9 protein-coding genes, 1 tRNA gene and 1 pseudogene are annotated in these 12,089 nt (G+C 43.0%); 9 read left to right on the top strand and 2 right to left on the bottom strand.

The features are described from left to right. Window positions 1-515: RNA-guided endonuclease InsQ/TnpB family protein (locus tag LJE12_RS05395; RefSeq protein ID WP_227292107.1), on the top strand; the 515-nt coding region annotated here is incomplete at its 5' end. 194 nt (window positions 516-709) lie between these two features. Then, a complete protein-coding gene (locus LJE12_RS05390) occupies window positions 710-1,954 on the top strand; it encodes a polysaccharide deacetylase family protein (RefSeq protein ID WP_118613586.1) in 1,245 nt (414 codons plus the stop codon). Between the two features lie 147 nt (window positions 1,955-2,101). Here the strand turns inward: LJE12_RS05390 and LJE12_RS05385 are convergent, their stop codons facing one another. Together LJE12_RS05385 and LJE12_RS05380 are read right to left on the bottom strand one after the other, a co-directional pair. Further along, window positions 2,102-3,007 carry an SH3 domain-containing protein gene (locus tag LJE12_RS05385; protein WP_020993940.1) on the bottom strand — a complete coding sequence of 302 codons (906 nt, stop codon included), beginning with the start codon at window positions 3,005-3,007 and terminating at the stop codon, window positions 2,102-2,104. Between the two features lie 124 nt (window positions 3,008-3,131). Next, window positions 3,132-3,203: transfer RNA gene (locus LJE12_RS05380), tRNA-Arg, on the bottom strand. 198 nt (window positions 3,204-3,401) lie between these two features. Between LJE12_RS05380 and LJE12_RS05375 the strand changes: the two are divergent. The 7 genes and pseudogenes from LJE12_RS05375 to LJE12_RS05345 all read left to right on the top strand — a co-directional run. After that, window positions 3,402-4,082, top strand: a pseudogene (locus LJE12_RS05375) (pseudouridine synthase); the annotation flags it as partial. Window positions 4,083-4,170: 88 nt separating this feature from the next. After that, window positions 4,171-6,129, top strand: a complete 1,959-nt coding sequence (gene ligA / locus LJE12_RS05370) for an NAD-dependent DNA ligase LigA (protein WP_118613588.1) — start codon at window positions 4,171-4,173, stop codon at window positions 6,127-6,129. A gap of 25 nt (window positions 6,130-6,154) precedes the next feature. After that, window positions 6,155-7,087 carry a homoserine O-acetyltransferase MetA gene (gene metA, locus LJE12_RS05365; RefSeq protein ID WP_118633283.1) on the top strand — a complete coding sequence of 311 codons (933 nt, stop codon included), beginning with the start codon at window positions 6,155-6,157 and terminating at the stop codon, window positions 7,085-7,087. 231 nt (window positions 7,088-7,318) lie between these two features. Next, window positions 7,319-7,558, top strand: coding sequence for a hypothetical protein (locus LJE12_RS05360; RefSeq protein WP_008703324.1), 240 nt, complete (start codon window positions 7,319-7,321; stop codon window positions 7,556-7,558). 131 nt (window positions 7,559-7,689) lie between these two features. Then, on the top strand, window positions 7,690-8,280 hold the full coding sequence (locus LJE12_RS05355) for a zinc dependent phospholipase C family protein (protein WP_022381034.1): 591 nt from the start codon (window positions 7,690-7,692) through the stop codon (window positions 8,278-8,280). 350 nt (window positions 8,281-8,630) lie between these two features. Continuing rightward, window positions 8,631-10,520 (top strand): C40 family peptidase, encoded by a 1,890-nt coding sequence (locus tag LJE12_RS05350; RefSeq protein ID WP_227226762.1) that lies wholly within the window; start codon window positions 8,631-8,633, stop codon window positions 10,518-10,520. 301 nt (window positions 10,521-10,821) lie between these two features. Next, on the top strand, window positions 10,822-11,019 hold the full coding sequence (locus tag LJE12_RS05345; protein WP_022381032.1) for a hypothetical protein: 198 nt from the start codon (window positions 10,822-10,824) through the stop codon (window positions 11,017-11,019). The last annotated feature ends 1,070 nt before the right edge of the window (window positions 11,020-12,089 follow it).

Raw genomic sequence — 12,089 nt, 5'->3', positions numbered from 1 at the left:
GATTAAAGAAACTTGAAAAACAACTGATCCGGGAACAGAGAAGTCTTTCCCGAAAATATGAAAATTTAAAGAAAGGAGAGTCCACTCAAAGAGCAAATATACGGAAACAAAAGCTTAAGGTACAAAAACTTCATCATAAAATGGATAATATCCGTACGGATCACATTAACAAGACAATCGCTGAGATAGTGAAAACCAAACCATCTTACATAACGATTGAAGATTTAAATGTAAAAGGAATGATGAAAAACAGGTGTCTTTCAAAAGCTGTTGCATCTCAGAAGTTTTATGAATTTAGAACAAAGCTTAAAGCTAAGTGTGATGAAAACGGCATTGAATTAAGGGTGGCAGATAGATTTTATCCATCTTCAAAGACCTGTCACCATTGTGGTTCTGTCAGGAAAAATTTAAAGCTTTCAGATAGAATTTACAGATGTGAATGCGGCTATGTTGCAGACAGGGATCTCAATGCGGCACTTAATTTAAAAGATACTAAAACTTACAGGATTGCATGATCAAAAGCAAATGTAAGTATGTACCGAAGGCTATTTCGGGAATTAACGACTGTGGAGTGTACAAAAACCTGTGAGTAGCGTATTGCCTGCAATCGTCAAAACATACACAATGAAGCAGTAAGAAGTATTCGTGAGGACTTCAATTTCTCGATGTGTTTGAGTATGTTTAAACACATTTGGAGTGGCAGGCTTTCATGTCAGATCATTTACCACGTACAAACCGGTGGCTGATCGCACTTTCTGTTATTCTGTGTCTGATACTTGGAGGAATTTTCACCCGTTCTTCCGCTGTGACTTCACAGGCAGATGCCATCAGCGATGCCGGAGCTTTCGTGTCAGAAGATCAGGATTCTGCGGAGTTTACTTCTGAGGAAACATTGACTGATAGCAATGATAATTTTACGGATTCTTCTTCCGGGAAACTGTTTGGACGCACTTCTTCAGATTCATCTGAAGCTTCTCCGGGCGGTCCTGCATTAAGCACTGATATCTCGCCTGAGGCATCAGAGGGCAGCTGGGCTTCCAGTGGAAGTAACTGGATGTTTCTGGTAGATGATAAGCCATACACAGGATGGTTCACAGATACAGATGGGAAACAGTACTATATGGATGAGACCGGTATTATGCAGACAGGCTGGACAGATATCGGAAAGAAGCGGTATTATTTTGATATGGATGGCATTCTGCAGACAGGGACTGTGATAATAGATAAGAAAACTTATGAACTGGATACAGATGGTTCTCTGAAAGGTTATACGCCAAAGAAAAAATCCTCGAAGAAGAAATCTTCAGATAAGTCAGCTACCTCTGACAAGTCCGGTACATCTACGGCAAAGAAGTCGGTTGCCCTTACTTTTGATGATGGTCCCAGCTCTTTTACAGACCGTCTTCTGGACTGTCTGGAAGAAAATAATGCAAAGGCAACTTTCTTTATGGTGGGTACTGAGATTGCCAGTTTTCCGGACGAAGTAAAACGCATGAAGAAACTGGGCTGTGAACTTGGAAACCACACTTATGACCATAAGGATCTGGCGACTCTTTCTTCGGATGAGATCAGTTCAGAAATTGCAAGAGTGGATGAACAGCTTGTAAATCTTACAGGTGAGGGAGCTTCGGTGGTCCGCCCGCCATATGGATCTGTTAATGATACGGTAAAATCAACTGTGGGAACCCCGATGATTCTGTGGTCCATTGACACTCTGGACTGGAAAACGCAGGATGTGGAATCTACGGTTGAGGAAGTCATGAATAATGTAAAAGATGGTTCCATTATTCTGATGCACGATATCTTCAGCACCTCTGTAGATGCAGCCGAGATCCTGATCCCGCAGCTTATCGAAGAAGGCTATCAGCTTGTAACAGTGCACGAACTGGCTTCCCTTCATCAGACAGAATTATCGGCAGGAGTTACATACGGTGAATTTAATCGAATCAAGTAAGTCCCCTGCGGAAGTTGCGAAAAGTAATAAGAACAGCAAAATCTCCAGCAGAAGCTGACAAAAACAATGTCAGAAAAACGGAACGTAAAAATACAGGCAGTTACCACAAGGATAACCGCCTGTATTTTTTACGTTCCATATTCAATTTTATTCAAGTAAATCTCCTCTGATGTATCCGGTCTGACCGTCGTAGTCGATCTGAACCCATTCACCATCAGTACCTGTCTTCTGAACCTGATCACCTGCTGAGATCACGCCAAGGATATCAGCATCTGTGCTGGCTTCTGCGCGTACATTACATTCCTCCGAAGCAGTAAGCATCGTGCCATCTTCTGCCTCTGTTGACACACCTGCTTCCTCCCCAAGACCATTCAGGAATTCTTCAAGAGACGGATCAGATTGCTGTGCCTGATCCAGTTCATTCTGCACCTTCTTTATAAGAGCTGAAACATCACTGTCTGATAACTGTTTTTCCATATATGCGGAAATCTCAGAATCCTGTAAAGCTCCGTTATTGATCACCCAGTTTCCTTCGCTGTTCTTATATACATAGAACTGAGTCAGTGCAGGGGCCTTGGTCTCAACGCCCTGACAGATATACGAGAAACAGGCGTAAACCACGTAAGAATCATCTGTCATACCTTTCTTCGTGTACACATCGCCTACTTCATACCCTTCGATATAATCTTTCAAATTTGTGACTTTTGACTCATCAGACGGTGTAAAATCATCTTCCAGAGTCTTCAGCGTTGCAATATCTTTTTCCCCCAGAGCCTGATAATAGCTCGTGATCAATGCAGTAACATCTGCATCTGCTGTTTCCATGGGATTGGCGTCTTCTTTCTTCTCGTCAGACTCCCCTTCACTTATCGGAGAAGAAGGAACATTTCCCTGGTCTTCGGATGTGGTTTTCTGTTCATCTCCGGAATTCCCCTTATTACTTCCGGAACAGGCTCGAATGCCGCAAAACAGGACAACCACAATTATCAGAATAGCTCCACCCAGCATAAAATACCGGAGATTATCTGATAACCATTCTCTAAAATCATCCAAGTTCTTGTCCTCCTTATGAGTTATCGTTTGCTCCGTTCACTGCCGCCATACGATTTCTGACAGTTCCCGATTCTGATAACTCCTGTGATACAACGCACCGGAACTGTACATACGTCCCAGGCAGCACGCCTGAAGGGAATCGAACCCCCGCACATGGTACCGGAAACCACTGCTCTATCCACTGAGCTACAGGCGCGTATCTTGAAAATCTGATTTTCAAAGGATTTATATAATTTATTTAATACAAGGTCTATATTATCATAATTACCGAAAAAAGTAAAGTTTTTTATTTTATTACAAAAGATGCATTATTTTGGCTTGTATGTCTCGGGATAGTGGTGTATGAGCAGTAACATTTCCAGAAAAATTCCATCAAAATTTCACCGTTGATAAGATGTACAAAAAATTATATAATAGAACAATGGACGAAAAAATCAGAATAAACAAATATTTAAGCGAGGCAGGCATATGCTCCAGACGGGAAGCCGACCGGATGATCGAAGAGGGAAGGATTACGGTAAACGGAAAAAAAGCAGAAAGCGGTCAGAAAGTCAGCCTGGAAGATGAGGTCTGTGCAGACAATATACCTGTCTATAAAAATGAAAAAAAAGTACTGCTTCTTTTTAACAAACCCAGAGGGATCGTGTGCAGCACAAAGCAGCAGTTTGATGAGACGACGGTAACAGATTATCTGGATTATCCTCTGCGTGTTTATCCTGTGGGCAGACTGGATAAAGAATCACAGGGCCTTCTCCTTCTGACAAATGAAGGAGATCTGGTCAATAAGATCATGCGCGCCGGAAACTATCATGAGAAAGAATATTTTGTGACAGTGAATAAGCCGGTGGACAGGGAATTTGTCCGAAGGATGAGCAAGGGAGTCCCTGTTCTTGATACAGTGACCAGACCATGCAGAGTGGTGCAGACAGGAGAATGCAGCTTTCGGATCATTCTGACACAGGGACTGAACCGGCAGATCCGCAGAATGTGCCGGTATCTGGGATATGAGGTACAGAAGCTGAAAAGGATCAGGATCATGAATCTGACTCTGGACGGGATCAGAGAAGGCGAATACAGAGAGATCACAGCACAGGAATGGGAAGAACTGAACCATTTACTGGAATCTTCCACAAGTGAAACAGTGATCAGAACAGGAGAACAGAATGGAAACAGCAGCGATCATGCGAATGAAAGAGCTGGTGCAAAAGCTGGACAGGGCAGCAAAGGCGTATTACCAGCAGGATACAGAGATCATAAGCAACAGAGAGTACGATCAGATGTACGACGAGCTTCAGGCTCTGGAGAAAGAGACAGGCACTGTTCTGGCAAACAGCCCAACCATAAGCGTAGGGTACGAGGCAGTTGACCAGCTTCCAAAAGAAGAACACGAATCCCCCATGCTGTCTCTGGACAAGACTAAGGACAGAGAAGTTCTGAGGGAATTTATCGGGGAACACAAAACGCTTCTGTCATGGAAGCTGGACGGACTGACGATCGTTCTTACCTACGAGAATGGAGAACTTGCCAAAGCAGTTACACGTGGAAACGGTGTGACAGGAGAGGTTGTCACCAATAATGCCAGAGTATTTAAGAACGTTCCTCTTAAAATCCCGTATCAGGGAAGACTGGTGTTGCGTGGGGAAGCGATCATTACCTATTCGGACTTTGAACGGATCAATGAATCCATAGAAGACGTTGATGCGAAATACAAGAATCCGAGAAACTTATGCAGCGGTTCTGTCCGCCAGTTAAACAATGAGATCACAGCCCGCAGGAATGTGCGTTTCTACGCATTTACGCTGGTAAGCGCCGACGGGGTTGATTTCCATAATTCAAGAGCCCGGCAGTTTGAATGGCTGAAAGAACAGGGATTTGATGTAGTGGAATACAGGACAGTCACAGCTTCAATGCTGGATGAAGCCATGGAATATTTTTCAACTGCGATCACTGAGAATGATTTTCCGTCAGACGGACTGGTTGCTCTTTATGATGATATTGCATACGGAGATTCCCTTGGAAGAACAGCGAAATTTCCCAGAAATGCTTTTGCATTCAAATGGGCAGATGAGATCAGAGAAACCCATCTTCTGGAGATCGAATGGAGCCCGTCAAGAACAGGGCTGATCAATCCGGTGGCTGTTTTTGAACCGGTTGAGCTGGAGGGAACCACTGTGAGCCGCGCCAGCGTACACAATGTGAGTATTCTAAAAGAATTGCAGCTTGGTATCGGGGATACGATCACTGTATATAAAGCAAATATGATCATTCCGCAGATTGCAGAAAACCTCACACGCAGCAGTAAACTGGAAATTCCGGATACCTGCCCTGCATGTGGCCATGGAACACAGATACAGAAGGTAAATGATGTGGAGGCACTTTACTGTACAAATTCTGACTGTGCCGCAAAGAAGATCAAATCCTTTGCACTTTTTGCAAGCAGGGATGCCATGAACATTGACGGACTGTCAGAAGCAACACTGGAGAAATTCATTGCAAGAGGCTTTATTCATGATTTCGGAGATATTTTTGAGATTGGAAAGCATCGTGATGAGATCGTGGAGATGGACGGATTCGGGGAGAAATCCTTTGAGAACCTGATGACCAGCCTTGATAAAGCTAAGGAGACTACTCTTGCGAAGGTGATCTACAGCCTTGGAATCGCCAATATCGGTCTTGCCAATGCAAAAGTGATCTGCAGGCATTTTGATGATGATCTGGAGAAGATCCGCCATGCAGATAAAGAGGAAATCAGCTCTATTGATACCATCGGACCGGTAATTGCCGGAAGTCTGACTGATTATTTTTCAAACGAGGATAATAACAGAAAACTGGATCATCTGATGAGCCATCTGACTGTTAAGAAAGAAGAAAAGACAGGTGAGCAGATTTTCCGGAACATGAATTTCGTTATCACAGGAAGTGTGGAGCACTTTGCAAACAGAGCACAGGCAAAGGAATTTATTGAGTCTCTGGGAGGCAAGGTGACCGGATCAGTAACATCGAAGACGAACTACTTGATCAATAATGACACAACTTCCAATTCTTCAAAGAATAAAAAAGCCAAAGAACTGGGAATTCCGATCCTTTCTGAAGAAGATTTCCTGAAGATGGCACAACAATAAAATAATAAGAACAGGAGATAAGATAATGCCAATTAAAATACAGAGCGATCTGCCCGTAAAAGAGATTCTGGAAAAAGAAAATATTTTCGTGATGGATGAGTCACGTGCATCCCATCAGGATATCCGCCCCATTCAGATCCTCATTCTGAACCTGATGCCTCTGAAAGAGGAGACAGAGCTTCAGCTTCTGCGTTCCCTTTCCAACACACCGCTGCAGGTAGATGTCACTTTTATGGCAGTACAGAGCCATGAAGCGAAGAATACATCTGTGAGTCATCTGAATAAATTTTATCAGACATTTCCGGAACTGAAAAATAACAAATACGATGGAATGATCATCACAGGTGCTCCTGTAGAGCAGATGGAATTCGAAGAGGTAGACTACTGGAAGGAACTGGTAGAGATCATGGACTGGACAAACACCCATGTTACCTCCACCATTTATCTGTGCTGGGCTGCACAGGCAGGACTCTACCACCACTATGGACTGAAAAAACGCAAACTTGATAAGAAGATGTTCGGTCTTTTCTGGCATAAAGTGATGAACCGTAAGATTCCGCTGGTACGCGGATTCGACGATATGTTCCTTGCACCTCATTCCAGACATACGGAAGTTCCCATCGAGGATATCCATAACTGCAAAGAGCTGACAGTGCTTGCTGAATCCGATGAAGCAGGGCTTTTCCTTGCAATGGCAGACGGCGGCCGCAAGATCTTTGTAATGGGACATCCTGAATATGATCGTGTGACTCTTGACGGTGAGTACAAACGTGATGTCAGCAAAAACCTGCCCATCGAAATCCCGGAGAATTATTACAAAAACAACAACCCGGAAAACAGACCGCTCCTTATGTGGAGAGCACATGCGAACAACCTGTATACAAACTGGCTGAATTACTATGTCTACCAGTCAACTCCGTTCGACTTGTATGGAACACCGGATTTCAGCGAGATCTAAAGGGTTTGCGGAATTTACAATTTTACGTATCTTACCGTATTTTTACATGATTTCACGCAAAAATGGAGTAAAAATGAGGTCAAACATGTGAGAAAATGGTGTCAAAACTGAGCAGTACAATGCAGATACAGTAGTGACACTGAAAGATTTTCCGAAAATCTCCATGACATTTGCAGAGATGTTTGAGAATGTAGAATAATCAGTTGAGATAAGAAAGGACACAACAATCATATGAACATAGGAAACAATATAGGAAATATCATGAAGATCACAGGCGCATGGAACACCTTTAAGAGCAATCATCCCAAGTTCCCGGCATTCTGTCAGGCAGTTTCACGCAAAGGACTTAAAGAAGGAAGCATTATTGAAATTGCGATCACCACTCCTGAGGGAGAGAAGATTGAGACAAACCTGAAAGTAAAGGACAGTGACCTGGAATTACTGAAACAGTTGTCTGACCTGAAAATGTGAAAAAGTTTACAAAAATTTTATTTGAATAACAGGTATAAATCTGCTATAGTATTCTATGTTGGTTAAGTTGATTATTATTCGTTCCCATATATAAGAATGATAGGTTCTCAAAAGAAAGAAGAGGAAGAAAATTGCGTAAAAAATCACATATTTTATTAGCAAGATACCTTGCGGATCAGATGCAGACCACAGCAAGCCTGCAGTCTCACAGAAAGGCTTTCTGTCTGGGCAGCATTCTGCCGGATATCAAACCGTCCTTTATCACCAGGAGACACGAGTTCTACGGAACATTTGAAGATGTCAAGAACCGGATGAAAGAACTGGCAGACATCAGACCGGATGAGAGTAACCAGAGAGTTTACTGGCGGCGGTTCGGCGAAGTGATCCACTATATGGCGGATTATTTTACCTTTCCTCATAATAAAACATATACAGGAAGCTTCAGCCAGCATAATCATTATGAGAAAGTACTTAAGAACAGACTGAAAGAATGTATACAGCAGGGAGAAGCATATGCATATCTGGAACCGGCCATCCGCTTCGCAGATTTCTCCACCCTGATCGATTATATCGAAGCTACTCATGAGAAATACCTCAACAAGCTCCGCAGCGTGGAAGAGGATATCCGTTTTATCCTGAATATGTGCTTTCAGGTAGTGCAGGGACTGATACAGATTTGCATTGGTAATAAGAACTTTGCAGGAGCCATTCAGGCAGCCTGACAGAGATACGCTAAGAATACAGGAAGGCTGTGTGGAAATCATATCCGCACAGCCTTCCTGCATTCTGAAACATATCTTCCTCACTGCTTGTTGCTTTTCGCAACTTCTGCAGGGGGACTTACTTGATTCGGTTAAAATGTGACAAAAAAATGAATTTTGGTCAAATCTGGAATTTACCTGCCCTGAGCTGTTGATTTCAAAAAATGATTATGCTAGAATAAAACAGGTTAATATTTCGGGATAATTCACTTATGAAATAACATAATAATGTGAAAAGTAATTTAGACAGTATGCCCTTATAAACAGGGGGTAAGGACATGCTCACAGTAAGAAGGGAGCAATTTAGATATATGAAAAACAAGTATCTTACCAGATTCTTATGTCTGACATTGATGTCAGGAATGGTATTATCCGGTCCTGCGTCCGTACTTGCAGCAGAGGATACTGCTGCGTATACAGCAGACGGTTCTGATTTCAGCGATTCCGGTGATTTTGATTCAGGATCAGAGGATCCGGCGCCGGCAGATCCGACTCCAGCAGAGCCAACACCTGCGCCGGTAGACCCGACTCCTGCACCGGTAGATCCGACACCAACAGATCCGACACCAACAGATCCGACACCAACACCTGCAGAGCCAACACCTGCACCGGCAGATCCGACTCCGACACCAACAGATCCGACTCCGACACCTGCGAATCCTACACCAACACCGTCTTCACAGATTACGAAGGCAGCCCAGGATGTGATCGACAGAATCAAAGAGTTGAACGCACAGACCATCACGCTGGAGAAGAAAGCCACTGTTCAGAGCATCCGCACTGCATATAATGCCTTGTCTGATACAGAGAAGGCACAGGTTTCTAATTATAATCTGCTGGTTCAGGCAGAAGCGACTATTGCTCAGCTGGAAGCGCAGAAGAACAATGCGAATACGAATAATCCATTTACGAGTAATACCAGTGCTGCACAGACCGGAACTCCGGTATATTATGCGTCCAATATCCACGCAGGTAAGGATTTCTATCTGGACAGCCTGAAGAATAACTACAATCTGACCTTCTCAGATGATTTCGCTTCTGTTATGGATGAGATCGAGAAGGAATATAAAGAGAAGAACAAAGTGGCAGATGCCAGCGATGTAAACGGCAGCAAGACCACCACATCTGCAGACAGTCTTCTGGTAAGAAACTGGCAGGATATCCTTGCAGTCTATGTATATCAGCAGAGCCAGGATGGAAAAACAGAATTTACCCTGGATTCTTCCTGCAAGAAAGACCTTGCGAAAATCTTTGCAGAGATGAACCCGATCGTAAGGGACAAGCAGGATATCACTCACGTTACATACGCTAATCGTAAAATCAACTACTATATTAAGAAAAATAAAATCGCAAAAAAGGATCGTACGATCCTTAAGAAATATGTGGAGACAGACTGCAAACTCCTCTGCGCGGTAGTAACAGCTGCCAACGGTTTTGTCCGCGAGAGCGTAGGAGATGATGTTTCCGAGGAAAGAGTAAATGTTATCTCCGCAGCCTATTCACTGGTTGGTAAAGTCGGTTACTTCTGGGGCGGCAAATCCACAGTGATCGGTGAAGATCCAGGTTGGGGAACCAGCGAGAAGGTATCAGCCGAGGGAAGCAAGAGCACCGGAACCATCCGCGCATACGGACTGGACTGCAGTGGTTTTGTCACCTGGGCAGTGATCAACGGATATCAGGATAAAGCAATGCAGGAAGCTGTAGGCGACGGAACTTCCGATCAATGGGAGAAAGCAAACGTGGTAACTGAGGCAGATGCACAGCCCGGAGATCTGGTGTTCCAGAAAGGACCGGAAGCAGGAAGCGATAATCATGTAGGCATTCTCTGCGGTAAAACAGACGCAGGTGACTGGATCGCAGTACACTGCTCCTCCGGTAAGAATGGAGTAACAGTAGGCGAAGCATACAGTGCAAGCTTCCGTTACATCCGCCAGCCATCCTTCTACCCGACACAGGAACAGGTTCAGGAAATGCAGAGCAGCAGTACGGTAAGCACAACAACAGGTGATGCAGCAGTTTCCACAGGAACAGATATCTTTTCTGCAAATGTGACAGTAAGCAATACTCTGCAGGATGCGATGAAGTCAAATACTTCCGACTCAACAGGATTCACAACATCAGGATCCACTGAGAAGACTTCCATCCTTCCGGATAAGATTGATCTGTCAAAAGAGAAAGTCGCTGTATTTAAGGCAAAATAAAATGTATAAAAGAAGAGAAAGTCATACAAAAAAGTCTGGCTTTCCCTTCTTTTTTCGTGTGTAAACTTTTTTATCTGTTAACTTAAACGATTAAGTAAAAACTGACGAATTTGCTTATTTGTCTGCGGAATATGATTCAAAAACGAAAAAAATATTCGAAAATATGGAAACCCCTGGAGAGTACAAAAACCTGTGAGTAGATGGATATTTATATCATCAAAAGCATATTCGTTGAAGTAGGAATGGAACATAAAAGTTTATAATTTTTTATAAGTTTTCAGTAACGGTGTCATTAATCTATATGAAGGGATTTGAGAGAGATACGATCATGTATGAAAAAGGTCAGGAAGCTGAACGCAAAAATACAGAAAGGGAACGTCAGAGAGCGGATTTTGCTGAAAAAGAAAAAATAAAGGCCCCAAAAGAGACAACAGAAGCACTTAAAAGAGTAGCTGAACTGGAGAAGATTTTGCAATGTAAAACTACGGAGGGTAAATAAGATTATCTTAAGATAGCCACAGACCGGCACCCATCCAGTTACTGTTCATACACCACTATCCCGCGAGGTGTTTTGGCATGAATATGCCAAAATCCCGAGACATACAAGCCAAAATTCCATTGCCGCAGGCAATCTGGAATGAATTTTGGCTACGTTACTGAGAACGGAGTGAACAGTAACCCCATCCAGCCTGCGGCTTTTTTACCCACTATTTTTGAGTTGACTTTTTGACACATTGCGCATATACTAACAGTAGCTAAGGAATGTGGTGAGATTCCTTGAAGCAAAACAAAAACCCTCAGAGTGCCAGCTCTGGGGGTTTTCTTGCTCGTTACGGTGAGCTATTCCGTTTAGACTGTTGCTGTCTATCGTCTGCTGTCCAGCCATTTGCATATGTAGTAGCTAACTACGCCTGCTATAACAGAGACAAGAAATGTGGTGAGAATTTCTTCCATGGAGTCCACCTCTTTTCTGCTGGAGGTTCGACAGCTTTTTGAGTATAACATGTTTTAGAACAAATTGGAATAGTAAAACCTGGCATGAGTTAACTGATAGAGGCAGTTAGGGGAGAACCCTCTGCCGGGACTGGTATTAATACTGAACAGGTCTGGCGGGGTCGCACCCCTGTCGGGAAAATAAAGAAACAAAATATGTTTTAAAAGTCCTCTAAAGAAAGTATAAAAATCTAATCAGGTCACAGACTGGAATCCGCTCAGTCTGTGGCTTTTTAGTCATGAATAATTATGATTATAATTGACTTTAATCACGTTTTTGTTATGTACGGTCAAGTTTAATCCTGTTTATAGATGACTTGCAATTGTATTTCTATTATTTTAAGTCAATCATAATTACAAATATAGTTGACTGCGATTGCACTTTTATTATATAAGGTCAAGCTGAAGCATGTTTATAAGGCAGTTGGAGTCAGAACCGGTTGGGAGCACGCCTCAAGGACTGTTTTTGAGGCGCTCCCTTTATGAAATTAAGAAAAAATATTATTGTTGTACTGCATGATGAGTAAGTGGTATAATAATACAAGTTTATATTGCAGAAAAAAGCTGTTGTTCGTG

Origin of the sequence: Blautia sp. DFI.6.71 (assembly GCF_020593585.1) — a bacterium.
GTDB classification, from domain to species: domain Bacteria; phylum Bacillota; class Clostridia; order Lachnospirales; family Lachnospiraceae; genus Blautia_A; species Blautia_A wexlerae.
The sequence above is the reverse complement of the archived record's forward strand: the minus strand, read 5'-3'. Positions and strand labels throughout refer to the sequence as shown.